Here is a 25,863-nt window from a genome sequence, read left to right as displayed (position 1 = left end):
CTGACTGCCGGTCCCGCGTTCGGGCGCGGGGCATGATGGCGAAGGCCACGACCAGCGAAGGCACGACGGGGGGGCAGGACGGATCTTGGAACGCGGGCACGGCGATGTGCCGCCGGCAGGGCGGTGGCGGGCATGACGGACGGGATCGACTGGCCGATCGGCGACTCTCAGATGGCCCGGATGGTCCGCGGCTTCGACTGGGCCGCGACCTCGCTCGGGCCGATCGTGGGCTGGAGCGCGCAGCTGCGCTCGACCGTCGACACGATGGTCAACTCGCCCATTCCCAAGGTGCTGATGTGGGGCGCGGACCATGTGATGGTCTACAACGACGGCTATGTCTCTATCGCCGGCGCCTATCACCCCCGCGCACTGGGCGGCACCGTTCCGGGCATCTGGCCAGAGATCTGGGACTGGAACCGGCGCATCCTTGAAGAGGGCTTCCAGGGCCGGGCGCTGTTCTACCAGGACCAGGCGATGACCCTGAACCGCTACGGCGCGCCCGAGGAAGTCACCTTCGACCTCTTCTACACCCCGATCCACCTGGGTGACGGCAGCGTCGGCGGGGTGCTCTGCACCGTGCTCGAGACCACCGCCAAGGTCGCGGCAGAGCGTGCGGTGCAGCGCAGCAACCAGCGGTTCCGGCTGGCGATCGACGCGGTGAACGGCGTGCTCTGGACCAACGACGCCGAGGGGCGGATGAGCGGCGAGCAGCCCGGATGGGCCGCGCTGACCGGTCAGAGCCTTGAGGAATACCAGGGCTATGGCTGGGCGCGGGCGGTGCATCCCGACGATGCCGCGCCGACGGTCGAGGCCTGGCAGCGGGCGGTCGCCGCGCGGTCGACCTTCCTGTTCGAGCACCGCGTCCGCCGCCATGACGGCGCCTGGCGCAACTGCTCGATCCGGGCGCTGCCGGTGATCGACGCGTCGGGCGCGCTGGTGGAGTGGATCGGCGTCCACACCGACATCACCGAGCAGCGCGAGGCCGAGCAGCTGATCCTCGAACATGCGCGCAGCCTTGAAGCCGAGGTCGCGCAGCGCCAGGCGGCCGAGGCGCAGCTGCGGGCGCTGAACGAGACGCTGGAAAGCCGCGTCGTGTCCGAGATCGAGGCGCGCCATCAGGCCGAGCTCGCGCTGGCGCAGGCCCAGAAGCTGGAGACGATCGGCAAGCTGACCGGCGGTGTCGCGCATGACTTCAACAACCTGTTGCAGGTCGTCTCTGGCAACCTGCAGCTTCTGGCGCGCGACATCGCCGGCAATGCCCGGGCCGAGGGGCGGATCACCAATGCCATGGCCGGGGTCGCGCGCGGGGCGAAGCTGGCGGCGCAGCTTCTGGCCTTCGGGCGGCGGCAGGCGCTGGAGCCGAAGGTGGTCAACATCGCCCGGTTCGTGCGGGCGATGGACGACCTGCTGCGCCGCGCCGTGGGCGAGGCGGTCGAGGTCGAGATCATCACCGGCGGCGGGCTGTGGAACACCTTCATCGACCCGACGCAGGTCGAGAACGCGCTGCTGAACCTTGCGATCAACGCCCGCGATGCGATGGATGGCGGCGGCCGGCTGACGATCGAGATGGGCAATGCCAGCCTCGACGACGGCTACACGCGCCATGAACCCGACGTGTCCCCGGGGCAGTACGTGATGCTTGCGGTCACCGATACCGGCTGCGGCATGGACGCCGAGACCATCGCCCGCGCCTTCGAGCCCTTCTTCTCGACCAAGCCCGAGGGCAAGGGCTCGGGCCTCGGGCTGTCGATGGTCTATGGCTTCGTCAAGCAGTCTGGCGGCCATGTGAAGATCTATTCCGAGCCCGGGCATGGGACGACCGTCCGCCTGTATCTGCCGCGCTCTCTCGAGGCCGAGGATGTCGAGGTCAACGCCCCGCGCGAGCCCGTCGTCGGCGGCACCGAGACGGTGCTGGTGGTCGAGGATGACGAGGATGTCCGCGCCACGGTGGTCGAACTGTTCCGCGATCTTGGCTACCGGGTGCTGAAGGCCGTCGACGCGCAATCGGGGCTGGCGGTGATCGAAAGCGGGGTGCCCATCGACCTGCTGTTCACCGACGTGGTGATGCCGGGGCCGCTGAAGAGCCCCGAGATGGCGCGCAAGGCCAAGGAGCGGTTGCCGCGGCTGGGGGTGCTGTTCACCTCGGGCTATACCGAGAACTCGATCGTCCATGCCGGGCGGCTTGATGCCGGGGTCGACCTGTTGTCGAAGCCCTACACGCGCGAGGATCTGGCGCGGAAGGTGCGCTCTGTGCTGGCGGCGCAGTCGAAGGTGCCGGCGGCAATCGGCGCCGGCAACGTCGATTACGGGCAGGCACGCAAGGCCTGCAGCATCCTGCTGGTCGAGGACGACGTGCTGATCCGGCTCGACATGGCCGAGACGCTGCGCGATTTCGGGCATCAGGTGGTCGAGGCCGGCACCGCCGCCGAGGCCGAGGCGCTGTTCGCCGCGGTGCCCGTGGACCTGCTGTTGACCGATCAGGGCCTGCCCGACCGCAGCGGCACTGAACTGGCCGCCGCGCTGCGCCTGAAGATGCCGACGCTGGCGGTCGCCTTCGCCTCGGGCGACAGCGGCGTGCGGGCCGACCGCGCGGTGACGCTGGTCAAGCCCTATGGCGAGCGCGAACTGCTCGACGCCGTCGCGCGCGCCATTGCGCTGGCCACGGACTAGACGCTCCGGCGCCGCCCCACCTGCGGGATCGCGGCGATCAGGGTCTTGGTGTACTCGGCCTGCGGCGCCTCGAACACCGCCTGCGCGACGCCCTGTTCCACCACGCGGCCACGGTGCATGACCAGAAGCCGGTCCGAGATCAGCCGCACCAGGTTCAGGTCGTGGCTGACGAAGATGAACGACAGGCCCAGCTCGCTGCGCAGGTCCAGAAGCGTGCGGATCACATGCGCCTGCAGCGAGGCATCGAGCGCCGAGGTCGGTTCGTCCAGCAGTATCATTTTCGGGCGCAGCACGATCGCGCGGGCGATGTCCACGCGGGCGCGCTGCCCGCCCGACATCTGGTGCGGGTAGGCCGACATCAGCCGTTCGGGCAGGCCGGCAAGGCGCGCGGCCTCGGCCACCAGCTCTGCCGCGCGGCCGCGTTCCGCCGCGGTGCCCAGCCGGTGGACCGGGTCGCCGATCGCCTCGCGCGCGCGGAACCGCGGGTTCAGGCTGGCCAGCGGGTCCTGGAACACCATCTGCAGCGCCCGGCGTTTCGGATGCCGGGCGAATTTCGCGCCGGAAATCCGGGTGATGTCCTCGCCGTCGAAGGTGATGCGGCCCTCGTCATGCGGGATCAGCCGCGCGGCGATCCGCGACAGCGTGGTCTTGCCCGAGCCGCTTTCCCCGACGATCCCCAGGATCTCGCCGGGCATGACATGGAAGTCGACGGCATCGACCGCGGTCACGCTGTTCCCCCCGGGCACCGGGTAACGCTTGGTGATCGCGCGCAGATCGAGAAGCGGGGTCATGAGCGGGGGCCCTCCGCGCCGGGGGCGCTGTCTTCGGGATCGGTCCAGGTCATCGGGCGCAGCTCCGAGGCATCGGTCTTGCCATAGGGCAACGCGTCCAGAAGCGCGCGGGTATAGGGATGCTGCGGGTCGGTGAAGACGCGGTCGGCCGGGCCTTCCTCGACGATGCGGCCGGCGTTCATCACCACTGCCCGGTCGCAGTATTCCGAAGCCAGCGCGAGGTCGTGGGTGATGAAGATCACCGCGACGCCGCGGGCGCGGGCGGCCTCGGTCAGCGTGTCCATCACCAGCTGCTGCGTCGTCACGTCCAGCGCCGAGGTCGGTTCGTCCGCGATGATCAGCTCGGGGTCCGAGGCCAGTGCGGCCGCGATGCCGATGCGCTGGCACATGCCGCCCGACAGTTCGGACGGATAGGCACGCGCGCGTTCTTCGGGCAGGGCGATGCCGATCTGCGCCATCAGCCCCACGACCTTCTGCAGCGCCTGTTTGCGGCTGAGCCCGGTGGTGTCATGCGCCAGCACGATGTCGGCCAGCGTGTCTCCCACGCGACGGATCGGGTTCAGCGACGCCTTGGCATTCTGGAACACCATCGCGATGCGCCCGCCGCGGATCCCGCGCATCTGGCGTTCGCTGAAGGACAGCAGGTCCTGCCCGTCGAAGCGGATCGCACCCTTCGCGATGCGCGCGTTGGCGCCCAGAAGCCGTAGGACGGTCAGTCCGGTGACCGACTTGCCGGAGCCGGACTGGCCGACAAGGGCCACCAGCTCGCCTCGGTCGAGATGGACCGAGACGCCGCGCAGTGCCGGCAGCAGCCCCTGTGCACCGTCGAAGCCAAGCTGGAGGTCTTCGATCTCGAGAAGCCGGTTTTCGTGAGTTCGGGTCATCAGCTGCGCCGCCTCGGGTCCATGATGTCGCGGATGCCGTCGCCGAGAAGCGAGAAGCAGAAGACGGAAAGCGCCAGTGCCGCGCCGGGGAAGACCACGACCCACCATTGGCCAGAGATCATCATCGCCGCGCCCTCCTGGATCATGATCCCCCATTCCGGGGTCGGCGGCGCCACCCCGAGCCCGATGAAGGCGAGGCCGGCGGTGTTCAGGATCGCCCAGCCGAGGTTCAGCGAGATCTGCACGATCACGGGCGGCAGGGCGTTCGGGATCAGGAAGGTGAAGAGGATCCGCCCCAGCCCGTTGCCGTTGATGATCGCGGCCTCGACATAGCCCGCCTCGCGGCGCTGGGTGATCTCGGCCCGCATCAGGCGGAAGTAGAAGGGCAAGTTGATGATCGCGGTCGCCAGAACGATCGACTGGACCGAATTGCCAAGGACCGCGACCAGCGCCATCGCAGCCACGAACAGCGGGAAGGCCATCATCACGTCGACGAGGCGCGACAGAAGCTTGTCGACCCAGCCGCCGAGATAGCCCGAGAAGGCGCCGACCGCCGTGCCCGCCGCGGCGGACAGCGCCACGGCGATGATCGCGATGGCGAAATCGAGCCGTGCGGCGGTGATCACCCGGCTGAAGATGTCGCGCCCGAGGTGGTCGGTGCCGAACCAGTAGCTGGCCGACGGCGGGCGCAGCACCTCGCGCAGGTTCGTCTGCAGCGGATCGTGCGGCACGATGTAGGGGCCGATGATCGCCACGACCATCAGCACCACGATCAGCACGCCGGCGATCGCGGTGACAAGGTTGCGGCGCAGGATGAAGCGGATGTCGGCAAGGCTCAGCATCGGCTCAGCCTCGCAGCTTGTAGCGCGGATCGACCGCGGCCGAGATCACGTCGATGACCAGCGTCATCAGCACGAAGATCACCGCCACGATCAGCACGAAGGCCTGCACCGGGGCATAGTCGACCGCGATCAGCGAGTTGACGGCATAGGCGCCGATCCCGGGCCAGGAAAACAGCTTTTCGATCATCACGTTGGCACCGAGCATCGTCGACAGCACCATGCCCATCGTCGCCAGCACCGGCAGCATCGCATTGGGCAGCGCATAGCGCAGGATCACCCGCGCCCGCGACAGGCCGAAGGCGCGCGAGGCCAGCACGTAGTCGCTGTCGAGCGCGTCGATCATCGCGCCGCGCATCATCCGCAGCAGCGGCGCCACGGCGAAGATCGCCATCGAGGCGGCGGGCATCACCATCTTGGCCAGCGCCATGCCGAACAGCTGCCAGTCGCCTTCCATCAGCGCGTCGATCGTCGCGAAGCCGGTGATCGGCATCGGCGGGATGATCATCGAGGGCCAGCGCCCGATCGGTTCCGACGCGACGCCGAGGCGGAAGTAGAAGATGTAGATCAGCAGCAGGCCGAAGAAGAACACCGGCATCGCCGCCGCGAAGGAGGACAGCACCCGGCAGAGCTGGTCGAACCAGCTGTGACGGAAGATCGCGGCAAGGATCCCCAGCGGCAGCGACACCGCGACCGCCATGACGAAGGCCATCACCGCCAGTTCGATCGTGGCCGGCAGGCGCACCGCGAAATCGGCCAGCACCGGCTGCCCGGTCTGCATCGAATGGCCGAAGTTGCCCTTCAGGATCTCGCCCACGTAGATCAGGAACTGCTCGACCACCGACCGGTCGAGGCCCATCTCGCGGCGGATCGCGGCGATCTCTTCGGGGCCGGCGCCGGGCGAGGTCGCATACTGGATCGCCGGATCGCCGGGCAGGGCGCGGATCAGCACGAAGGTCACGATCAGCACGCCGATCAGGACGGGAACCGCGCTCCAGACGCGGGCGAGGATGGCGCGGGCGAGCGAATGTCGCATGTCGGGCGGGGGTCCTTGGTCTCGGCCGGGCCGTCGAGGGCGGCCGTCATTGCGCCGGGGCATCCTGTCGCCCCGCGCGGGAAAGGAAAAGGCCGGACCGGCGGGGGAGAGGTCTCCGGCCAGGGAGAGGGGCCGGGCGAGGGGATCGCCCGGCACAGGTCCGCATCAGGCCCCGTCTCAGGCCTTGTCGAGGTGGCGCAGTTCCAGCGAGCGGTGGAACATGTAGGTGTAGCCCGACATCGCCGGCGAGATCACCGTGTCCTGGAAGGCCGACCACAGCGGGATCACCGGCACCTCGGTCCGCGCCAGCTCGATCATCTGCATGACCAGCGCGTCGTATTTCGCGGGGTCGTTCTCCCAGCGGGCATCGGCCACGGCCTTGACCATCTCGGGGTTGGCGTAGCTGCCGAAGTTCCAGCGGGTCTCGCCCTGATAGAAGATCCGGAAGAAGTAGTCGGGCGAGCGCAGCCAGGCGCCGGCATTCGCGATGAACAGAGGCAGCTTCTTCTCGGTCAGCAGGGTGCCCATCTGGCCGGCGGGCACCTTGTTGATCGTGACCTTGATCCCGATCTTGCCAAGCGCCTCCTGCATCAGGATCGCCACCGGTTCGCCCACGGTCACGTCGTCGGCGTCGATCGAGAAGGTGGTTTCGAACCCGTCGGCGAAGCCGGCCTCGGCCAGCAGCGCCTTGGCCTTGTCCAGGTCCTGCGTGTAGGGCAGCGGTGCCGGCCACTGGGTCGAGCCGGCCTCGGCCGGGCCGCCGAACATCGGTACGCCGCGCTCGTAGAGCACCGCCTCGAACATGTCCTGATAGGGAACCGACCAAGCGATGGCCTGACGCACCTTCACGTTGTCGAAGGGGGCGATCAGGTTGTTCATCGCGATGTAGGTGACGGTCGCCGGGTTGGCGATGCCCAGCACCTTGACCTTGCCGGCATCCATCAGATCCTTGACGTCGCGCCCGGGCAGGTCGCGCACGAGATCGGCCTCGCCGCGTTCGGCGGCCAGACGGCGCGAGGCCGCCTGCGGGACGATCTGGTAGAGGATGCGGTCATTGGGCAAGCGGTCGCCGTTCTTCCACTCGGCGAAGGGTTCGAGCACGAACTGCTGGCCGGCCTGATACTGGCCGAGCTTGAAGGGACCGCCGCCGGCGACATTGGTCTTGAGCCATTCGGTGGCCCAGGGATCCTCGGCGGTGGCGTGCTCCTTCGCGACCTTCGAGTTGATGATCGCGGGGAACAGTAGCGCGAGGTTCGGCAGGGTGAAGCGGTCGGCCTTCGGCACGGTGATGGTGATGGTGGACGGATCGACGACGGCGAACTGGCCCACGTCGGTCATCGAGCCGGTGCCCATCTGGTTCTTCGCGGTGGTGACGTTCACCGCGCGGTCGAGCGACCATTTCACGTCCTCGGCCGTGACCGGACTGCCGTCGTGGAAGGTGGCGTCGGGCCGCAGCTTGAAGGTGATCACCGTGCCGTCGTCCGAGACGGTCCAGCTTTCCGCGGCCTGCGGCACGAGGGTGTCATAGTCGTAGATGAAGGCGCCGTCCTGTCCCTCGCCGGTCAGGGGCTTCTGTCCGAAGGTGATCAGCCGGTCATAGACGTTCCAGATGATGTTGACCGAGGGGATGTTGTAGCCGGTGCCGGCCGGGTCGAAGGTGTTCGGCGCGCCTTCCGCCAGCACCCGGATCACGCCGGCCTGGGTGGCGGCGCGCGCGAGGCGGGGGTTGAAGGTCAGCCCGAAGGCCGCGGCGCCGCCAAGGGCGAGGCCCTGGCCGAGGAAGTCGCGTCTGCGCATCGTTGGTCCCATCCTGTTGGTGTGCTTGTTATTCATTCCGCCGCCGTCTCGGCAACCGCGGAACGGCCGTAGCCGCCGCCGCCCGAGCTTTCGACGACAACCAGATCGCCGCGGGCGATCCGGATGTTCTGCTTGCCGCGCAGTCTTTCGCTGCGCCCGTCGGCCCGCGTGAGCACCGCCCCGAAGGGCGCGCCCGGCGCGCCGCCGTCCAGCCCGTAGGGCGGCACGACGGCGCGTTCGAACATGGTGGTCACGGTGGTGTCGTCCCCGCGCATCCGGTAGCCGCGCAAGATGCCCTCGCCGCCGCGATGCGCGCCCTCGCCGCCCGAACCGGCGCGCAGGCGCTGGAATTCGACCGTGATCGGGTATTCGGCCTCGATCACCTCGGCGGGAGTGTTCATCACGTTGGCCAAGTGTACCCGGGTCGAGGCCATGCCGTCGCGGTCGATGCGCGCGCCCTCGCCGCCGGGGTGGACCTCGTAGAAGGTCTGCCAGCCGGCCTCGGTCCGGGTGCCGAAGATCAAGAGCCCCGCGGTGGTCGGCCCGCCCGCCGACAGCAGTGGCGCCGCGACTGGGATCAGCGCGTGGAAGATCGCGTCGGCCAGACGCTGGCAGGTCTCGTGGTTGCCGCCCACGACCGGGCGGTCATAGGGGGCGTCGGCGATCGAGCCCGGACGCGTCACCACCTTCAACGGTCGGTAGCAGCCGCCCGAAGGCTGGATGTCCGGGCCGTAAAGGGCCTTCATCGCGTAGAAGACCGCGGCGCCAGCGATGAATTTCGTGGTGTTGATCGGGCCCGGCACCGCGTCGGCGCTGTCCGAGAAGTCGAAGGTCGCGGTCTCGTCCTCGATGGTGACGGTGACGCGGATCGGGACCGGCGGCCCGGAATGGCCGTCATCGTCCATGAAGTCCTCGCCGCGGTAGACCCCGTTCGGGATCGCGCGGATCGCCTCGGCCATCTGGCGTTCGGCGCGGTCGTGGATCGCCTCGAAGGCCGCGGTCATCCAAGCGGTGCCATGCTTGGCCGCCAGCTCGTCCAGCCGTCGCGCCGCCACCGTCGTCGCCGCGATCTGGGCGAGGATGTCGCCCTTGCGCTCATCCGGCCCGCGGACGTTGGCGAGGATCAGCGCGAGCTTCTCTTCGTCCAGCGCCTCGCCCGCCACCAGCCGGGTCGGCGGCATCCGCAACCCTTCGGCCCAGGCGTCGCGCGCCTCGGCGAAATAGCTGCCGGGCATCGCGCCGCCGACATCGGCCCAATGCGCGAGGCTGATCGAGAAGGCGTAGAGCGCGCCGTCGCGGAACACCGGGCGGATCAGCTTCACGTCGGGCAGGTGATTGCCGCCGATCTCGGGCAGGTTCAGGATCCAGACATCGCCGGGGGCGAGGCGCTCGGCCGGGACGCGGGCAAGGAACTCGCGCACGGTGAAGCTGAGCACGCCCAGATGCACCGGCACGTCGGCGCCCTGCGCGACAAGGAAGCCCTGCGCATCGGTGAGGGCCGAGGAATGGTCCCCCGCCTCGCGCAAGAGCGGCGAGCGGGCGGCGCGCATGACCACCATCGACATCTCTTCGGCAATGGCGGTGAGCGCGTTGCGGATGACCTCGAGTGAGACGGGGTCGATGACGGGTCGTGTGGTCATTGCGCCACCTCGATCAGCAGGTTTCCGGCGGCATCGGCGGTGAGCGCGTCCTGCGGCGGGACGATCACGGTCGACCAGGCGTCCTCGACGATCAAGGGCCCCTGCAGTCGCAGCCCCGGCGGCAGCGCGGCGCGGTCGAGGATCGGCACATCGGCGCCCTCGCCGGTCTCGAAGGTCACGCGGCGGTGGCCGGTGGGTGTGGTGTCGGGGACGGCGGCCTCGGTCGCCACGGCCGGATGTTCGACCGGGGCCGACACCTCGATGCGCAGCGAGGCCAGTTCCCAGGCCTCGCCGGTCGCGTAGCCGTAAAGCGCGCGATGCGCGGCATCGAACTGCGCGCCAAGCGCGGCGGGGTCGTCCAGCACGGGGGCCGGGATCTCGGTCTCGTAGCTCTGGCCCGAATAGCGGATGCCGGCGGTCATCCGGGTGACGAGGGCTGCGGCGTCGTGGCCGGCCTCGACCAGCGCCGCCGAAAGCTCGGCCACCTGCGTGGCCACGGCGGCAGAGAGCTGCACCCCGTCCCAGGCGGTGGATTTCCGGCCGACGCTCATCTGACGCGAATAGCTCATCACCGCATCGACGCAGCCAAGCGCCGAGAAGCCCGACGAAAAGGCCGGCACGACGATCCGCCCGATCCCGCAAAGCCGCGCGACCTCGACCGCATGCATCGGGCCGGCGCCGCCGAAGGCCACCATCTCGAAGCTGCGGATGTCGAGCCCGCGCTCGACCGTGGCGCGGCGCAGGGCGCGGGCCATGTTGGCATGCACGACGCGGGCGATGCCGGCGGCGGCCTGCGGCACGGTGAAGCCCATCGCCTGCGCGAGCGGCGCGATGGCGGCCTCGGCCTTGTCCATCGACAGGGTGATGGCGCCGCCCAGCGTCCGCGCCGGGTTCAGGTGGCCAAGGATCATGTCGGCATCCGATACGGTGGGTTCGGTTCCGCCCTTGCCGTAGCAGGCGGGGCCGGGCCTGGCACCGGCGCTTTCGGGGCCAACCATCAGCGCGCCCGAGACCAGCCGCGCGATCGAGCCGCCGCCGGCACCGATCGAATCCACCGCCACCATCGGCATCCGGATCCGCTGGCCGCCAAGATCGCGGTTCACCGCGATCTGCGCCTGCCCTTCGACGATCAGGCAGACATCGGTGGTGGTGCCGCCCATGTCGAAGGTGACCGCGTGGGAGATGCCAAGATCCGCCGCCGCCTTGCACGAGGCCGAGACGCCGGCCGCCGGGCCCGACATCGCCAGCATCAGGGGCCGTTCCGCGATCAGTGCCGGCGCGGCCATGCCAGAGGCGGAATGCATCAGGTGCAGCTGGCTGCCCTCGGGCTTGCGCGCGGCGATCAGGCCCAGATGGCGCTTGATCTTGCCCATCATCATCGCGTTCAGCACCGTGGTGTTCATCCGCTCGTATTCGCGGAACTCGGGGCTGACCTCGTGCGAGAGCGAGACATGCGGCACATGTTCGCGCAGGGCCGCACCCAGCCGCGCCTCGTGCTCGGGGTTGCGGAAGGCGTGCAGCAGGCAGACCGCGACCGCCTCGGCGCCCGAGGCGCGGACCTCGGCTACCACGCGGGCGATCTCGGCCTCGGTCAGGGCGCGTGTGACATGGCCTTCGTGGTCGAGGCGTTCGGCGACCTCGAAGCGCAGCGCCGCGGGAACCAGCGGCGCCGGGCGCGGCAGCGCCTCCATCCGGTAGAGGCTGCGGCGTGAGCCACGGGCGATCTCGATCGTGTCGGCGAAGCCCTCGGTCGCTATCAGCGCGCAGGGGGGGAAGCGGCTCTCGACGATGTCATTGGTCACGATCGTCGTGCCGTGCACGATCTCGGACACCTCGGACCAGTCGAGCCCCACCGCGCCGATGGCGTCGACGATCGCGCGGATCGGCTCCTGCGGCTGGCTGGGGACCTTCGCGGAACGGCGGCTGCCGCCGCCCGGTGCGACGGCGATCACGTCCGTGAATGTGCCCCCAATATCGATGCCCAAGCGCCAGCCTTCCACGTTGCGTCTCCTCAGAATTCCGAAATTCGCAATAAGATTGCGATAAGCGGAATATTCACGCCGGCCGTCTGCCTGTCAATCGCCGATGCGGCACAGCGGCCGTCGGTCTGTCGAATCCTGTGTCTCTGGATCTGGGTCGACATGGGTTACCGTTTCATTATTTGACATGCAGTTTCGAAACACTGCAGCTTCTCTGTCAAGTGATCTCATGTTTCGACGAGAAAATGGGCATCGAAAGCCGATCAATTCATGAAATTTCGTTTCACATAGTGAAGTGATGTTGCAATATGTGCGGCACCCCGACACTGTGCCCATGAAAGCGGCAGCCTAGGAGTGCCTGATGCGCCTCGATCCCGACCGACTCGTTTCGCTGGTGATTCCCGACCGGACCGTCACCTGGCAGGACCGCGACGCGATGCTTTACGCGCTGGCCGTGGGCGCGCGCGCCGACGAACTGGCGCTGGTCTACGAGCCGGCGCTGGCGGTGGTCCCCAGCTTCGCGCAGATGCTTGCCTTCGACGATGGCTGGCTGGACCTCGCGGGGGTGGAGCTGGCCTCGGTCGTGCATGGCGGGCTGGACCTCAGCTTCGATGCGCCCTTCCCGGCGGCGGGCGAAGCGCGGGTGTCCGGCAGCATCGCGGCGCTCAGCGACAAGGGCGAGGGCCGCGGCGGCATCCTGCATCAGGAAACGGTGCTGTCGGGTCCTGCGGGGCGTTATGCCACGGTGCGGTCGAGCCTTTTTGTTCGCGGCGGGGGCGGCTTCGGCGGCGATCGCGGGCCGCAGCCCCTGACGCTGAAGTCGCCCGACCGCGCGCCCGACGCGACCGAGACGGTGGCCACGGCCGCCAACCAGGCGGCGCTATTCCGGCTGCTGGGCGACCGCAACCCGCTGCATATCGACCCGGCCTTCGCCGCCGCGGCAGGCTTCCCGGCCCCGATCCTGCACGGCGCGTCCAGCTTCGGCCTGGCCTGCCTGACGGTGATCCGCAGCTTCTGCGCCGGCGATCCCGCGAAGCTCGCGCGGTTCGCGGCGCGCTTCACCGGCCCGGTGTTCCCGGGCGAAAGCCTGACCTTCGACTTCTGGCACGACGCGGGCGATCTGCGCTTCCGCGCCGGCTCGGCCGAGCGGGGCACCGTCGTGCTCGACGGCGGCCTCGCGACCTTCCACTGATCTGGGGATCCTCATGACTGACAGCGACTACTGGGGCGCGACACGCGCCATCGTCACCGCCGGCGCTTCGGGCATCGGTCTGGAAATCGCCCGCGCGCTGAAGGCCGCCGGCGCGCAGGTCTGGGTCTGCGACATCGCCGAGGGCCCGGTGGCCGCCGCCGCCGCCGAGGGCTTCGCCGCCCGCATCTGCGACGTGGCCGACATGGACGCGGTCACCGCCTTCATCGACGAGGCCGCGGCGGCGATGGGCGGGCTGGACGTGATGGTGAACAACGCCGGTATCGCCGGGCCGGCCGCGCCGCTGCACGAACAGGACCCCGAGGCCTGGCGGCGCACCTTCGACGTGAACGTGCATGGCCAGTTCTACACCGCCCGCGCCGCGATCCCGCATCTGAAGGCCGCGGCCGCCGCGAAGGGCGCGGCGAGCATGATCTGCATGGCCTCGGTCGCGGGGAAATACGCCTTTCCGCTGCGCTCGCCATATGCCGCTTCGAAGGCGGCGGTGATCGCGATGGCGCGCTCGCTGTCGGTCGAGCTCGGCCCCGAGCAGATCCGCGTCAACGCCATCGCCCCCGGCGTCGTCGCTGGCGACCGCATCCGGCGCGTCTTCACCGACCGCGCGGCGATGAAGGGCATCTCCTACGAGGAGATGGAGGCGATCGCGCTGAAGGCGGTCTCGATGAAGACCATGGTCGATCCGGCAGAGATCGCGGCCCTGGTCATGTATCTGGCCTCGCCCGCCGGGCGGCCGATCAGCGGGCAGGTGATGAGCATCTGCGGCGGTCTCGAATACACGGAGTGACGGCAATGGCCGACAAGAAGATCATAACCTGCGCCATCACCGGCGGAACCCATACCCCCACCATGTCGCCCTATCTGCCGGTCACGCCCGACGCGATCGTCGAGCAGGCGGTGGGCGCGGCCGAGGCCGGCGCGGCGATCCTGCACCTGCATGCCCGTGATCCGAAGACCCAGATGCCCACGGGGGATCTGGAGATCTGGCTCGACATCCTGCGCCGGATCCGCGACCGCACCGACGCGGTGCTGAACATGACCACCGGCGGCTCGACCTACATGTCGATCGAGGACCGTCTCGGCGCGCCGCTGACCGCCTCGCCTGAGCTTTGCTCCTGCAACATGGGCTCGATGAACTTCGGCAGCTTCATGATGAAGGACAAGTACAAGGGCAAATGGGTCAACGACTGGGAAGAGGACTATCTGGAAGCCTCGCGCGGCGCGATCTTCCGCAACACCTTCGCCGACATCGAGACGATCATGACGCGGCTTGGCGAGGGTGGGACCCGGTTCGAGTTCGAATGCTATGACGTGGGCCATCTCTACAACCTGGCCCACATGCTCGACCGCGGCTTCGTGAAGCTGCCGATGTTCGTGCAGATCATCGTGGGCACGCTGGGCGGCATCGGCCCGGGCCCCGAGAACCTGATGTTCATGAAGGAAACCGCGGACCGGCTGTTCGGCAAGGACTATCGCTGGTCGGTTCTGGCCGGCGGGCGCCACCAGATGAACATGGCGACGATGGCCGCGACCATGGGCGGCAACGTCCGGGTCGGTCTGGAGGACAGCCTCTATGCCGGACGCGGCAAGATGGCCGAAAGCAATGCCGAGCAGGTGGAGATGATCCGCGGCGTCCTTGAGGGGCTGACGATGGAGATCGCGACCCCCGACGAGGCGCGCGCGATCCTGGGCCTGAAAGGCCGTGAGGCGGTGGCCTTCTGAGGACGAAGGGGGCCGGGCGCCGCGCCCGGCCTCAGCCGATCCCGCCGAGCGCCTTGCTGAGGCGGTCGGCATGGGTGCGCACGGCCACGCGGATCTGTGCCAGATGCGCGTCTTCGCACCGCGCCGTGGGCAGCGTGATGCCGATCGTGCCCAGAAGTGCGCCGTCCACGCCGTGGATCGGGGCCGCGATCCCGCTGACGCCCACGTTGTATTCGTCATAGGCCTCGGTCACGCCGGTCTCGCGGGCGCGGTCGATCTCTGCCTTCAGCTTGGCAAGGCTGGTGAGCGTCCTTTCTGTGAATTTCGCGGGCCTCTTCATCTGCGGCCAGAGCGTGGCGAAGTCCCCCAGAAGCAGCGCCTTGCCCAGCGACGAGGTATGCAGCGGCGAGCGGCTTCCCAGCGGCGACAGCGTTTGCACCGCATGGTCGCTGTCGCGCTTGTCGATGATCACCACATCCGCGCCTTCCAGCACCGCGAGCACCGCCGTCTCGCCGGTTTCGCGCGCAAGCTCCTCGAGATGCCGCCGGGCCCAGGCGCGGATGTCGAAGTTGCGGAAGGCGCGCACACCGATCGCCCACATCCGGGTGGTCAGCATGTAGCGGCTGTCCTCGTCCTGCCGCACATAGCCCAGCTGCCCCATCTTCTCGAGCAGCCGATAGGTGGTGGACTTGTTCATCTCGAGCTCGCGCGACAGGTCGGCCAGCCGCACCGGCTGACCGTGGGTCGACAGCAGTTCCAGAACCTTCAGGGCCTTCTCGACCGTTGCCGACACGTCAGAGCATCTCCTGCAAAATCACCGACCTATCCCACATCCCTGCCGCGCCGGGCAAGCGGCACGGTTACTCCGGCATCTCGACCGGGCCGCCCGCGGCCTTCCAGGCCGAAAACCCACCCGCGACATGGGTGACGGGGGCCAGTCCCATCTCTTGCGCGGTCTTCGCCGACAGCGCCGAGCGCCAGGCAGAGGCGCAATAGAACACGAAGGTCTTGTCCTGCTGGAACACCGGTTTGGCATAGGGGCTGTCCGGGTCAATCCAGAATTCGAGCATACCGCGCGGGCAGTGGAAGGCGCCGGGTATCTTGCCCTCGCGCTTCAGTTCGCGCGGATCGCGCAGGTCGACGAAGACGTGGTCGGGGCTGGCGGCCAGCGCGATTGCCGCTTCCGTGGGCAGCGCGGTGACGGCGGCATTCGCCTGTTCCAGCAGGGCCTTGTAGCCCGTGGTGATCGTCGAAGGCATCGGATGTTCCTTTCTTGTGCAGATGCGGCGGCATCGCTTTCCGGCACGCTCGCATGTCTTGACAGGTCCGTCAAAATAATAAAATTGTGGTTCACATAATAAAACGCTGCAGTGCGAATCCGGAACGTCTGGAGGTGCCGGCCAGCGTCCCGACACTCCCATGCCCGAAGGACCGATCCCGATGAGCTTCGCCCTGACCGACGACCAGCGCATGATTTCCGAAGGCCTGCGCGCCTTCGTCGCCGCTGAGCTGCAGCCGCACGAGGCGCTGGTCGAAAAGCTCGACGCGGTGCCGGACGAGCTGTTCACAGAAATCCAGCGCAAGGCGATCGCCGCCGGCTGGTATGCGATCAACATGCCCGAGGAACACGGCGGCGGCGGGCTTGGCGCCAGCGAGCGGGTGATGGCGGAAATGGAATTCGGCCGCACCAGCCGCGCGCTGTCGGTGATCTGCAACCGTCCGGCCCCGATCCTGAAGGCCTGCGTCGGCGACCAGATCGAGACCTATCTGAAGCCGGTGATCACCGGCGAGCGCTGGGAATGCTTCGCGCTGACGGAACCGGGCGCTGGATCCGACGCCCGAGCGATCCAGACCAAGGCGGTGCAGGACGGCGACGATTACGTCATCAACGGCACCAAGCAGTTCATCACCATGGCGATGCGCGCCGATTTCATCATCGTCTTCGCGGTGACCGGGGTCGAGCAGGGGCCGCGGAGCGAGCAGAAGCGGATCACCGCCTTCCTCGTCGACAAGGCGACGCCGGGGGTCGAGGTCGTGCCGCTCGACGTGCTGTCGAACCGCGGGATGAAAAGCTGCATCATCTCGTTCACCGACGTGCGGGTGCCGGCGCGCAACATCCTTGGCGGCGAAGGCAACGGCTTCGGGATCGCCAAGGCCTGGATCTTCTCGGGCCGGGTGATGCTGGCGGCGAACTGCGTGGGCCTCGCCGAACGCGCGATGGGCGTGGCGGCCGACTGGGCCAACACCCGCAAGGCCTTCGGCCAACCGATCGGCCGCTTCCAAGGCACGGCCTTCAAATTCGCCGACATGGCGATGGAGATCCACGCGACCCGGCTGATGGTTCTGGACGGCGCCGCGAAGATGGACGCGGGCACGATCACCCAGCGCGAGGCGAGCCAGATCAACCTCTACGGCTCGGAAATGGTCGGCCGCGTCACCGACAATGCCCTGCAGGTGATGGGCGGCATGGGCGTGACCAAGGAGATGCCGCTGGAACGCTTCTGGCGCGACGCGCGGGTCGAGCGGATCTGGGAAGGCACCTCGGAGATCCACCGCGACATCATCTCGAAAGACGTGCTGCGTGAGTTCGCGGCATGAACGCGGACGGATTGCAGGACAGCCGCCTTAGCGTCGAGATTCGCGGGCCGGTGATGGAGATCACCTTCGACCACCCCCCGGCGCATGCGGTGAACGAGAAGATGAGCCGCGACCTGACCGCGGCGATCCAGCGTCTGGAGGATGACCCCGCTCTGCGCATGGCGATCGTCACCGCCACCGGTGATCGCATGTTCTGCGCGGGCTGGGACCTGAAGTCGGTCGCGGCCGGCGAGACCGGCGAGGATTTCGGGCCCTACGGCTTCATGGGCCTGAAACGCAACGACATGCGCAAGCCGGTGATCTGCGCGATCAACGGCCTTGCCGTCGGCGGCGGCTTCGAATTCGCGCTGAATTCGCAGATCGTGATCTGTGCCGAGGGTGTGGAATTCGCGCTGCCCGAACTGCAGCGCGGCTTCATCCCGGAAGCGGGCGCGCTGTGGCGGGCGCATCGGCGCCTGCCCCACAACCTTGCCACCGAATTGCTGCTGACCGGGCGCCGCCTGACGGCGGACGAGGGCCTGCGCCTTGGCTTCGTCAACCGCATCGTGCCGCGCGCCGATCTGATGGCGATCGCGCGCGAGATGGCCGAGCGCATCTGCGCCTCGGCCCCGCTGGCCATCGCGGCCTACCTCGAGGTGCTGCAGGCGGTCGAGGGATCGACCGACCAGCAAGCCTGGGACCTGCTCTATTCCGGCCTGCCCGCGCGCGACGCGATGCGCGCCTCCGACGATTTCAACGAGGGCCCCCGCGCCTTCGCCGAGAAACGCGCCCCCGTCTGGAAAGGACGCTGAGATGAACTTCGACCTCACCGACGAACAGAAGCTGATGCGGGACTCGCTGCGCACCTTCCTGACCAAGGAATGTCCGATCGAATACGTCCGCGCCTGCGACGAGGAAGAACGCTTTCCCTTCGAACTTTACGAAAAGCTCGCCGCCGAAGGCTGGCTCGGCCTGCCGATCCCCGAAGCCTATGGCGGTATGGGCGGCAGCTGCACCGATCTGGCGGTCTTCCTCGAGGAATTCGCCCGCCACTTCGAAAGCGGCGCCAACATTTATTACACCACCGTCGTGATCGCGACCGATGCCATCACCCATTTCGGGACCGAGGCACAGAAGCACGACCTGCTGCCGAAACTCGCCCGGGGCGAGATCCGCTTCGCCTTCTCGCTGTCCGAGCCGAACTCGGGCTCCGATGCGGCGTCCTTGCGCACCCGCGCGGTGCTCGAGGGCGACGAATGGGTGATCAACGGCCAGAAGATGTTCTGCTCCTGCGCGCAGGAAGCCGATTACATCCTGCTGATGGCGCGCTCGGACACCGACGCGCCGAAGCACAAGGGCATCACCATGTTCCTGCTCGACCCGAAGACGCCAGGGGTCGAGATCCGCAAGCTGAAGAAGCTGGGCCTGAAGCCCATGGACCTGAACGAGATCTTCCTCAGCGACGTGCGCCTGCCGAAGGACGCGATCATCGGTGACGTGAACACCGGCTGGACCAATGCGCTGAAGACGCTCGATTACGAACGCTGCTGCCTGTCGGCGGTGAACGTCGGCGCCGCGCAATGCGTGCTGGAAAAGTCGGTGGCCTACACCAACGAGCGCGAGCAGTTCGGCCAGAAGATTTCCAGCTTCCAGCTGACCCGCGCCAAGCTTGCTGACATGGACATGGAGATCGAGGCGGCGCGCCTGCTGCTCTACCGCTCGGCCGATCTCGTCGACCGCGGGATCCCGAACAACAAGCAAAGCGCGATGGCGAACCTCTATTCGTCCGAAACCTACGTCCGTGCCGCGCTGAACGGCATGCGGATGATGGGCGGTTGGGGCTATCTCATGGAATACGACATGCAGCGCCACTTCCGGGATTCGAAACTGGCCGAGATCGGCGGAGGCACGTCGGAAATTCTGCGCATCATCATCTCGCGCGAGATCACCAAGTGAGCGGCGCCGGCGACCGCATCGCCACCCGCGCGGTCCATGCCGGCCATGACCCCGCCGCGCATCAGGGCGCGGCGGTGCCACCCACCTATGCATCGGCGACCTTTGTCGCGTCGGACACCGAAACGCTGGAGGCACTGAACGACGGTCGCGCCCGCGGCTTCGTATATTCCCGGGTCCGCAATCCCACGGTCTTCGCCGCCGAACAGCGGCTGGCCGCGGTCGAGGGGGCGGAGTCCGTGGTGCTGTTTGCCTCGGGCATGGCCGCCATTTCGGGCGCGCTTATGCCGTTCCTCAGGGCCGGTGACGAGGTGGTCGCCACACCCGATCTCTACGGCGGCACCGCGCGGCTCTTTGCAGAGGTGCTGCCGCTGCAGGGCATCACGATACGCTGGGCCGACAGCCTTGCGCCCGACGCCGTCGCGGCAGCGATGACGCCGGCGACAAAGGCGATCTATGCCGAGACGCCGACCAACCCGCTGCTGCGCCTTGTCGATCTGGCGGCGCTGTCCGCGGTCGCGAAGCGGCAGGGCGCGTTGCTGATCGTCGACGGCACGCTGGGCGGCCCGTTGAACCAAGACCCGCTGTCGCTGGGGGTCGATCTGCTGGTGCAGTCGGTCTCGAAATACCTCAACGGCCACGCCGACGTGCTGGGCGGCGCGGTTGCGGGGTCGCGCGCGCTGACCCGCAAGGTGCGCAGCCTGCAGCAGGCGGCGGGCGCGATCATGGACCCGCATGCCGCGCAGCTTCTGATGCGCGGGGTCGCGACCTACCCGCTGCGGATGGCCCGGCACAATGCCTCGGGCCAGCGCATCGCGGGCTGGCTTGCGGGCCATCCGAAGATCGCGCGGGTCCATTATCCCGGCCTCTCCGATCACCCGGACCACGCGCTGGCGCTGCGCCAGATGACGGGCTTCGGCGGGCTGATCTCGTTCGACTGCGGCAGCGATGCCGCCGCGCGCAGGGTGGTCGACCGCACCCGGCTTTTCGGGATCGGCGCCAGCCTCGGCGGGATCGAAAGCCTGATCTCGCAGCCCGGCAACACCTCGCACCATTCCGTCCAGCCCGCGCGGCGGGCGGAGATGGGCATCACCCCCGGTCTCGTCCGGATCTCGGTCGGGATCGAGGATGCGGACGACCTGATCGCGGATCTGGAACAGGCATTGGAGCAGGCATGACCGATACGGTGATCCGCGGCGGCACAGTGGTGCTGCCCGACGGTCCGGCAGAGGCTGACATCGTGATCCGCGGCGAAGAGATCGCCGGGATCGAAGCCCCGGGGCGCGGCCGCGGTGACCGGGTGGTCGATGCGACGGGCCGGATCGTGTTGCCCGGCGGCGTCGATCCGCATGTGCATCTGATGGTCGGCTTCATGGGGCAGAAGTCTGTCTATGACTTCGGCTCTGGCGGCATCGCCGCGCTGCGCGGGGGCACCACCTCGGTCGTCGATTTCGCCCTGCAGCGACGGGGCGGCTCGATCCTGAAGGGGCTCGCGCACCGTCGCAAGCAGGCCGAGGCCAATGTCACCGTCGACTACGGACTGCACTCGATCATCACCGACGTGAACGGGGACAGCCTTGCCGAGCTTGCGTCGCTCCGGGCCGCGGGCGTCGCCTCGCTCAAGGTCTACATGATCTACGAGGATGACGGGCTGAAGGTCGAGGATGGCCAGCTGCACGCGCTGATGGCGCAGGCGGCGAAGGACCGGCTGATGCTGGTCCTGCATGCCGAGAATGCCGGCATCATCGAGCGGCTGCGCGCCGAGGCGGTGGCCGCCGGCCACACCGCGCCGGTCTGGCACGCCCGCACCCGCCCGCCCGTGACCGAGATCGAGGCGGTGTCCCGGGCCATCCTCTTCTCGGAAGACACCGGCTGCCCGATCCACATCTTCCATCTGGCCGCCGCAGGCGCGCTGCCTCTGGTCGAGGCCGCCCGCCGTCGCGGCGTCCTTGTGACGGCCGAAACCTGCAGCCACTATCTCGCGCTCGACGAAAGCGCGCTTGAACGACCCGACGGCCACAACTGGATCCTGTCGCCGCCGCTGCGCTCGAAGGCGAACCAAGCGCTGCTCTGGGACGGGCTCGCCAACGGCGTCTTTTCGGCCGTGACCTCGGACGAGGTCAGCTATTCTGCCGAGGCGAAGGCGATGGGCGCGGCCAGCTTCGCCACCGTCGCCAACGGCGCGACCGGGATCGAGGCGCGGCTGCCGGTGCTGTACACGCTTGGCGTGGCCGAGGGGCGGATCCCACTCAAGCGCTTCGCGGAACTCTTCTCGACTTGGCCCGCCGAGATCTTCGGGTTCGACCGCAAGGGCAAGATCGCGCCGGGCTATGACGCCGATCTTGCGATCATCGACCCGGAAATGCGCCGCTTCATCGGCACCGCCACCGACTATGGCGCCATCGGCTACAACCCCTACGAGGGGATGGAGCTGACCGGCTGGGCGCGGCAGACCTTCCTGCGCGGGCGGATGGTGGTCGAAGACGGCCGCTTCCTGGGCGAGATGGGGCAAGGCCGCTTCGTGCGCCGCGCCGATCCCGTCAGGCCGGATCTGCCATGAGCGATCAGGACTTCCGCGACGATCTTCAGGCGCTTTCGCGGATCGGCCCCGATCCGGCGGGCGGCTGGTCGCGCCCGGCCTGGAGCGCGGCGGAAAACGAGGCGCATCTGTGGTTCGCCGCGCGGGCCCGCGCCGCCGGGCTGGAGGTGCGCCGCGACGCCTTCGGCAACACCATCGCCCGCCGCGAGGGAAGCGTTGCGGACCTGCCTGCCGTGGCGCTCGGCTCGCATCTCGACACGGTGCTGAACGGCGGACTTTACGATGGAGCGCTGGGCGTGCTGGCGGCGCTCGAGATTGCGCGGCGCACCGCGCCGGGGCGCCACCCGATCGAGATCATCGCCTTCCGTGACGAGGAAGGGCGCTTCGGACCCTTCACCGGCAGCCGCGCAATGATGGGCCTGCTGCCGCCCGAGGTCCTGGGCGCCCGCGCCGCCGATGGCGCGGTGCTGGGCGAGGCGATGGCTGCCGCAGGCCTTGTGCCCGAGGGGGCCGGGGCCGCGGCCCGCGACCCGGCCGGCATCGGGTGCTGGCTGGAACTGCACATCGAACAGGGGCCGGTGCTCGAGGCGGCGGGACTGCCGCTGGGCATCGTCACCGCCATCGCCGGGCAGGAGCGGATGTCGCTGCGCTTCGCCGGCGAAGCTGGCCATGCCGGCACCACGCCGATGACCGGCCGCCGTGACGCCTTCCAGGCCGCCGCCCGCTTCGCCACCGCCTTCGACGCGATGATCCGGGCCGAGCCCGATGGGCCGCGCGGCACCATCGGCATCGTCCGGGTGTTGCCCAACCAGGGCAACGTGATCCCGCGCGATGTGCGGCTGAACCTCGAGATCCGCGACGCCTCGGCCGAGACGGTGCAGCGCCTTGCCGCGCAGACCGGGGCGCTGGCTGCCCGCATCGGCGCCGAGACCGGGACGGCGGTCGAGACCCGCCGCGGCTTCTCGGCCGCGCCGGTGCCGATGGCGCCGGCGCTGGTCGATCTGCTGGCGCGGCAGGCCGGCGCACAGGCGATGCGGCTGGTGTCCGGCGCGAACCATGACGCGGGCGTTCTTGGCGCGCTGATCCCCGCGGCGATGGTCTTCGTGCCCTCGCGCGGCGGGCTGAGCCATGTCCCCGAGGAACACAGCGACGAGGGCCCGATCCTCGCCGCGATCGACGTGCTGGCGCGTGCGGTGCAAGAGCTTGTGGAAGCGATCCCCCGATGACCGACCTGTCTCCCCATTGGCCGCAGGGCCTCGACTTCCACCTGCCGCTGCCCGAGGGCAATGCCTTCGGCATGCTGGCCCGCTCTGCCGCGCGGGACCCGGACCATCCGGCGATGCTCTACTACGGGGCCGCGATCTCGTACGGGCGGCTGCTGGCCGAGGTCGAGGCGCTGGCGGGCCACCTGCATCACGCCTGTGGCGTCCGCAAGGGCGACCGGGTGCTGATCGACATGCAGAATTCGCCGCAGTTCATCCTCGCCTTCCAGGCGATCCTGCGGTGCGATGCGGTGGTGGTGCCGGTCAACCCGATGAACATGGCGCCCGAGCTTGCGCATTATCTTGCCGACAGCGGCGCGCGGGTCGCGATGGTCGGCGACGAGTTGGTCGAGCGCTTCGCCCGCTTCCTCGGCACGGCGCTGGATCACCTGATCGTCGCCCGCTACGCCGATGCGCTGCCCGACACCTACACCGACCCGCTGCCCGAGGTGATGCTGCGCCCCGCCGCCGCTCTGCCCCCCGGCGCGACACCGCTGGCGATGGCTTTGGCCGAGACGCGCCGCGCGCCGGCGACCACCGGCACGCTCGATGACCTTGCGGTGATGCCCTACACCTCGGGCACCACCGGCCATCCCAAGGCCTGCCGTCAGCCGCATCGCGCGGTGGTCTTCACCGCGCTTGCGCAGGCGAAATGGTACGGGATCACGCCGGACAGCGTGATGACCGCCTTCATGCCGCTGTTCCATGTCGCGGGGATGCAGGCCTCGATGTCGAACGCCCTGTCGCAGGGGGCGACGCTGCTGCTGATGACGCGCTGGAACCGCGACCTGATCCCGTCGCTGTTCCTGCGCCACGGCGTCACCTTCTGGAGCGCGGCCCCCACCATGATCGTCGATGTCATGGCGTCGGAGCGTTTCGACGAACGCGCCTTCGAGAAGATCACCGTGCTGACCGGCGGCGGCTCGTCGATGCCCGCCGCGCTGGCGGCCAAGCTCGCCGACCGCTATGGGCTGCGCTTCTGCGAGGGCTATGGTCTGTCCGAGACGATCTCGGCCACCCATATCAACCCGGTCGCGAACCCCAAGCCGCAATGCCTCGGCATCCCGATCTTCGACACCTTCTGCCATGTCGTCGAACCCGGCACGACGCGGGTCCTGGCGGTGGGCGAAACCGGCGAGATCCTGATCTCGGGCCCGCAAGTGATGCAGGGCTACTGGGGCCGGCCAGAGGCGGATCTGGACGCGTTCGTCGAGATCGAAGGCCGGCGCTATCTGCGCACCGGCGACATGGGCTGGCGCGATGACGAGGACTATTACTTCATCACCGACCGGCTGAAGCGGATGGTCAACGTCTCGGGCTTCAAGGTCTGGCCGGCTGAATGCGAGGCGCTGCTTTACCGCCATCCCGACATTCAGGAATGCGCGGTGATCGCCGTCAGCGACCCGCGCCGCGGGGAAAGCGTGAAGGCCTTCGTCACCCTGCGCCCCGAGGCCCGCGGGCGGGTGGACGAAGACGAGGTGATCGCCTTCGCCCGCACTGTGATGGCCGCCTACAAGGTGCCCCGCGCCGTCGAGTTCCGCGAGGCGCTGCCGCGCACCGGCTCGAACAAGATCGACTGGCGCAGCCTGCAAGAGGCCGAGGCCGCAAAACCGGAGGCCGGGGCATGAGCGCGCAGATCTGGTACGAGGATTTCGAGCCCGGCCGGGTGCTGGTCTCGCCCGAGCGCGAGGTCACGCTGGCCGATATCGACGCCTGGGCGCAGCTGACCGGCGAGGATCACCCCGTGCACATGGACGAGGCCTTCGCGCGTGCCGCGGGCTTCCGGGGCAGGATCTGCCATGGCCTGTTCAGCCTCGCGCTGATCGAGGGGCTGAAAGCGAAGATGGGCGGGTTCGACCGCTCGGTCACCGCCTCGCTCGGCTGGAGTGAGGTGTCCTTCCGCGCGCCGCTTTATCCGGGCGACCGGGTCAGCCTGCGGCTCGAATGCGTCTCGAAGCGACCGACGAAGGTGGCGGGGCGCGGCCTTGCGGTCGAGCGTGGCGTGCTTGTCACCTCGGACGGAACCGAGATCGTGCGTGGCGACCACACCGTCTTCCTGCTGTCGCGGCCCGAGGGCGCGTGACCCTTGGGCCGGCTGCCGTGGCGCAATGGGCGGATTGACAGGGCCGGGGGGCGACCCTACTCGGAAGGCTGGCCTTCCGGATACCGGAAGCCAGCCGCCACCGGCCGGGAGGACCGCACCGATGTCCGATTTGGAAGACAGCCCGATCGGGCGCGCGCTGAGGATCGTCGAGATCCTTGCGGCGCGGACCGAGGGGCTCAGTCTGACCGAGATCGCCGCCGAGGCGGAGCTGGGGCTGACCACCGTTCACCGGCAGCTGGCGACGCTGACCGGGGTCGACATGGTGCGCAAGACCAATGCCAAGACCTATGTCGTCGGCGACCGGGTGCTGCGGATCGCGGCGCTGCTGGCGCAGGGCGAGGATGTGGCGGCGCTGGCGGGCCCGGTTCTGGCCGAGCTGGTCGATCGCTATGGCGAGACGGCCTTCCTCGCCAAGCTCGACGGCAGCCATGTGCAGCTGGTCGCGACCGCGCTGCCCGACCAGCAGGGGCAGGCCTATGCCCAGCCCGGTCGGGACATGCCGCTTTATGCCGCGGCCTCGGGCAAGATCCTGCTGGCGCTGCAGTCCGAAGAGTTCATCGACCGCTACCTGACGCTGAAGCGCCACGCCTTCACCCCGGCGACCAAGACCGACGAGGCGGCGATCCGCGCGGACATCGAGCGCGCGCGGGCGCGCCACATCGCGGTCTGCGACAACGAGTTCGACCCCGGGATCCTGTCCTATGCGACCGCGCTGCGCGATCCGCGCACCGGGCAGGCCTATGCGATCGCGATCTTCGGGCTGGGCGACCGCTTCGGCAGGGTGAGCGCCGCGACTGTCGAGACGAGTCTGATCAATGCCGCGCAGAAGCTGTCGCGGCTGCTGAAAAGGCCCTGACTCCGCACTTTCATAAAGCGGAAATAAA

Annotated in this window: 22 protein-coding genes; 13 read left to right on the top strand and 9 right to left on the bottom strand. The window is 68.6% G+C overall.

The features are described 5' to 3' along the window. The first annotated feature begins 132 nt into the window (after positions 1–132). The gene (locus tag V8J36_RS14470; RefSeq protein WP_336468019.1) at positions 133–2,670 is read left to right on the top strand and encodes a response regulator; all 2,538 of its coding nucleotides are present in this window, start codon (positions 133–135) and stop codon (positions 2,668–2,670) included. Here V8J36_RS14470 and V8J36_RS14465 read toward each other — a convergent pair. The 7 genes from V8J36_RS14465 to V8J36_RS14435 form a co-directional block, all read right to left on the bottom strand. Further along, complete coding sequence (locus V8J36_RS14465) at positions 2,667–3,461, bottom strand: ABC transporter ATP-binding protein (protein ID WP_336468018.1); 795 nt, start codon at positions 3,459–3,461, stop codon at positions 2,667–2,669. The two genes, V8J36_RS14470 and V8J36_RS14465, sit on opposite strands and share 4 nt — an antisense overlap. After that, positions 3,458–4,345 (bottom strand): ABC transporter ATP-binding protein, encoded by an 888-nt coding sequence (locus tag V8J36_RS14460; RefSeq protein ID WP_336468017.1) that lies wholly within the window; start codon positions 4,343–4,345, stop codon positions 3,458–3,460. The genes V8J36_RS14465 and V8J36_RS14460 overlap by 4 nt, the downstream gene beginning before the upstream one ends. Further along, positions 4,345–5,187, bottom strand: a complete 843-nt coding sequence (locus tag V8J36_RS14455; protein WP_336468016.1) for an ABC transporter permease — start codon at positions 5,185–5,187, stop codon at positions 4,345–4,347. Before V8J36_RS14455 ends, V8J36_RS14460 begins: the two co-directional genes overlap by 1 nt. 4 nt (positions 5,188–5,191) lie before the next feature. Further along, positions 5,192–6,220 (bottom strand): ABC transporter permease, encoded by a 1,029-nt coding sequence (locus V8J36_RS14450; protein ID WP_336468015.1) that lies wholly within the window; start codon positions 6,218–6,220, stop codon positions 5,192–5,194. A gap of 177 nt (positions 6,221–6,397) precedes the next feature. Then, positions 6,398–8,017, bottom strand: coding sequence for an ABC transporter substrate-binding protein (locus tag V8J36_RS14445; protein ID WP_336468014.1), 1,620 nt, complete (start codon positions 8,015–8,017; stop codon positions 6,398–6,400). A gap of 32 nt (positions 8,018–8,049) precedes the next feature. Next, complete coding sequence (locus V8J36_RS14440) at positions 8,050–9,657, bottom strand: hydantoinase B/oxoprolinase family protein (RefSeq protein WP_336468013.1); 1,608 nt, start codon at positions 9,655–9,657, stop codon at positions 8,050–8,052. Continuing rightward, a complete protein-coding gene (locus V8J36_RS14435) occupies positions 9,654–11,657 on the bottom strand; it encodes a hydantoinase/oxoprolinase family protein (protein ID WP_336468012.1) in 2,004 nt (667 codons plus the stop codon). Before V8J36_RS14435 ends, V8J36_RS14440 begins: the two co-directional genes overlap by 4 nt. Positions 11,658–11,997: 340 nt before the next feature. On the opposite strand from V8J36_RS14435, the gene V8J36_RS14430 reads away from it, so the two are divergent. Genes V8J36_RS14430 through V8J36_RS14420 form a run of 3 tightly spaced genes read left to right on the top strand, consistent with a single transcriptional unit; the run spans position 11,998 to position 14,565 of the window. Further along, positions 11,998–12,828, top strand: coding sequence for a MaoC/PaaZ C-terminal domain-containing protein (locus V8J36_RS14430; protein ID WP_336468011.1), 831 nt, complete (start codon positions 11,998–12,000; stop codon positions 12,826–12,828). Positions 12,829–12,841: 13 nt separating this feature from the next. Continuing rightward, positions 12,842–13,630 carry an SDR family oxidoreductase gene (locus tag V8J36_RS14425; RefSeq protein WP_336468010.1) on the top strand — a complete coding sequence of 263 codons (789 nt, stop codon included), beginning with the start codon at positions 12,842–12,844 and terminating at the stop codon, positions 13,628–13,630. A 5-nt stretch (positions 13,631–13,635) separates the two neighbouring features. Next, positions 13,636–14,565, top strand: coding sequence for a 3-keto-5-aminohexanoate cleavage protein (locus V8J36_RS14420; RefSeq protein WP_336468009.1), 930 nt, complete (start codon positions 13,636–13,638; stop codon positions 14,563–14,565). Positions 14,566–14,596: 31 nt separating this feature from the next. Here the strand turns inward: V8J36_RS14420 and V8J36_RS14415 are convergent, their stop codons facing one another. Together V8J36_RS14415 and V8J36_RS14410 are read right to left on the bottom strand one after the other, a co-directional pair. Beyond that, on the bottom strand, positions 14,597–15,337 hold the full coding sequence (locus tag V8J36_RS14415) for an IclR family transcriptional regulator (protein WP_336468008.1): 741 nt from the start codon (positions 15,335–15,337) through the stop codon (positions 14,597–14,599). A gap of 67 nt (positions 15,338–15,404) precedes the next feature. Then, positions 15,405–15,803 (bottom strand): rhodanese-like domain-containing protein, encoded by a 399-nt coding sequence (locus V8J36_RS14410; protein WP_336468007.1) that lies wholly within the window; start codon positions 15,801–15,803, stop codon positions 15,405–15,407. Between the two features lie 181 nt (positions 15,804–15,984). Here V8J36_RS14410 and V8J36_RS14405 point away from each other — a divergent pair, with 181 nt between their 5' ends. From V8J36_RS14405 to V8J36_RS14365, 9 genes are all read left to right on the top strand, one after another. After that, positions 15,985–17,142 (top strand): acyl-CoA dehydrogenase family protein, encoded by a 1,158-nt coding sequence (locus V8J36_RS14405; protein WP_336468006.1) that lies wholly within the window; start codon positions 15,985–15,987, stop codon positions 17,140–17,142. Further along, a complete protein-coding gene (locus V8J36_RS14400; protein ID WP_336468005.1) occupies positions 17,139–17,933 on the top strand; it encodes an enoyl-CoA hydratase-related protein in 795 nt (264 codons plus the stop codon). Before V8J36_RS14405 ends, V8J36_RS14400 begins: the two co-directional genes overlap by 4 nt. A gap of 1 nt (position 17,934) precedes the next feature. Then, complete coding sequence (locus V8J36_RS14395; protein ID WP_336468004.1) at positions 17,935–19,077, top strand: acyl-CoA dehydrogenase family protein; 1,143 nt, start codon at positions 17,935–17,937, stop codon at positions 19,075–19,077. Continuing rightward, positions 19,074–20,252, top strand: a complete 1,179-nt coding sequence (locus tag V8J36_RS14390; RefSeq protein ID WP_336468003.1) for a trans-sulfuration enzyme family protein — start codon at positions 19,074–19,076, stop codon at positions 20,250–20,252. The genes V8J36_RS14395 and V8J36_RS14390 overlap by 4 nt, the downstream gene beginning before the upstream one ends. Next, on the top strand, positions 20,249–21,634 hold the full coding sequence (gene hydA, locus V8J36_RS14385; protein ID WP_336468002.1) for a dihydropyrimidinase: 1,386 nt from the start codon (positions 20,249–20,251) through the stop codon (positions 21,632–21,634). Before V8J36_RS14390 ends, hydA begins: the two co-directional genes overlap by 4 nt. Next, positions 21,631–22,839, top strand: a complete 1,209-nt coding sequence (locus V8J36_RS14380) for a Zn-dependent hydrolase (protein WP_336468001.1) — start codon at positions 21,631–21,633, stop codon at positions 22,837–22,839. The genes hydA and V8J36_RS14380 overlap by 4 nt, the downstream gene beginning before the upstream one ends. Continuing rightward, the gene (locus V8J36_RS14375) at positions 22,836–24,503 is read left to right on the top strand and encodes a long-chain-fatty-acid--CoA ligase (RefSeq protein ID WP_336468000.1); all 1,668 of its coding nucleotides are present in this window, start codon (positions 22,836–22,838) and stop codon (positions 24,501–24,503) included. The genes V8J36_RS14380 and V8J36_RS14375 overlap by 4 nt, the downstream gene beginning before the upstream one ends. Next, positions 24,500–24,958, top strand: coding sequence for a MaoC family dehydratase (locus V8J36_RS14370; protein WP_336467999.1), 459 nt, complete (start codon positions 24,500–24,502; stop codon positions 24,956–24,958). Before V8J36_RS14375 ends, V8J36_RS14370 begins: the two co-directional genes overlap by 4 nt. 121 nt (positions 24,959–25,079) lie before the next feature. Next, the gene (locus tag V8J36_RS14365) at positions 25,080–25,835 is read left to right on the top strand and encodes an IclR family transcriptional regulator (RefSeq protein WP_336467998.1); all 756 of its coding nucleotides are present in this window, start codon (positions 25,080–25,082) and stop codon (positions 25,833–25,835) included. The last annotated feature ends 28 nt before the right edge of the window (positions 25,836–25,863 follow it).

The sequence above is a fragment of the Frigidibacter sp. MR17.14 genome (genome assembly GCF_037095735.1).
Classification (GTDB): Bacteria; Pseudomonadota; Alphaproteobacteria; order Rhodobacterales; family Rhodobacteraceae; genus Frigidibacter.
Note: the sequence above shows the minus strand (reverse complement) of the source record. Positions and strands in the feature narration are given on the sequence as shown.

Excerpts from the sequence above, each read along its gene's own strand:
- V8J36_RS14395 (WP_336468004.1), top strand. The coding sequence starts at position 17,935 with ATGAACTTCGACCTCACCGACGAACAGAAGCTGATGCGGGACTCGCTG.
- V8J36_RS14410 (WP_336468007.1), bottom strand. The coding sequence starts at position 15,803 with ATGCCTTCGACGATCACCACGGGCTACAAGGCCCTGCTGGAACAGGCG.
- V8J36_RS14430 (WP_336468011.1), top strand. The coding sequence starts at position 11,998 with ATGCGCCTCGATCCCGACCGACTCGTTTCGCTGGTGATTCCCGACCGG.
- V8J36_RS14425 (WP_336468010.1), top strand. The coding sequence starts at position 12,842 with ATGACTGACAGCGACTACTGGGGCGCGACACGCGCCATCGTCACCGCC.
- V8J36_RS14365 (WP_336467998.1), top strand. The coding sequence starts at position 25,080 with ATGTCCGATTTGGAAGACAGCCCGATCGGGCGCGCGCTGAGGATCGTC.
- V8J36_RS14455 (WP_336468016.1), bottom strand. The coding sequence starts at position 5,187 with ATGCTGAGCCTTGCCGACATCCGCTTCATCCTGCGCCGCAACCTTGTC.
- V8J36_RS14400 (WP_336468005.1), top strand. The coding sequence starts at position 17,139 with ATGAACGCGGACGGATTGCAGGACAGCCGCCTTAGCGTCGAGATTCGC.
- V8J36_RS14470 (WP_336468019.1), top strand. The coding sequence starts at position 133 with ATGACGGACGGGATCGACTGGCCGATCGGCGACTCTCAGATGGCCCGG.
- V8J36_RS14370 (WP_336467999.1), top strand. The coding sequence starts at position 24,500 with ATGAGCGCGCAGATCTGGTACGAGGATTTCGAGCCCGGCCGGGTGCTG.
- V8J36_RS14420 (WP_336468009.1), top strand. The coding sequence starts at position 13,636 with ATGGCCGACAAGAAGATCATAACCTGCGCCATCACCGGCGGAACCCAT.
- V8J36_RS14375 (WP_336468000.1), top strand. The coding sequence starts at position 22,836 with ATGACCGACCTGTCTCCCCATTGGCCGCAGGGCCTCGACTTCCACCTG.
- V8J36_RS14460 (WP_336468017.1), bottom strand. The coding sequence starts at position 4,345 with ATGACCCGAACTCACGAAAACCGGCTTCTCGAGATCGAAGACCTCCAG.
- V8J36_RS14450 (WP_336468015.1), bottom strand. The coding sequence starts at position 6,220 with ATGCGACATTCGCTCGCCCGCGCCATCCTCGCCCGCGTCTGGAGCGCG.
- V8J36_RS14380 (WP_336468001.1), top strand. The coding sequence starts at position 21,631 with ATGAGCGATCAGGACTTCCGCGACGATCTTCAGGCGCTTTCGCGGATC.
- V8J36_RS14405 (WP_336468006.1), top strand. The coding sequence starts at position 15,985 with ATGAGCTTCGCCCTGACCGACGACCAGCGCATGATTTCCGAAGGCCTG.
- V8J36_RS14440 (WP_336468013.1), bottom strand. The coding sequence starts at position 9,657 with ATGACCACACGACCCGTCATCGACCCCGTCTCACTCGAGGTCATCCGC.
- V8J36_RS14445 (WP_336468014.1), bottom strand. The coding sequence starts at position 8,017 with ATGCGCAGACGCGACTTCCTCGGCCAGGGCCTCGCCCTTGGCGGCGCC.
- hydA (WP_336468002.1), top strand. The coding sequence starts at position 20,249 with ATGACCGATACGGTGATCCGCGGCGGCACAGTGGTGCTGCCCGACGGT.
- V8J36_RS14465 (WP_336468018.1), bottom strand. The coding sequence starts at position 3,461 with ATGACCCCGCTTCTCGATCTGCGCGCGATCACCAAGCGTTACCCGGTG.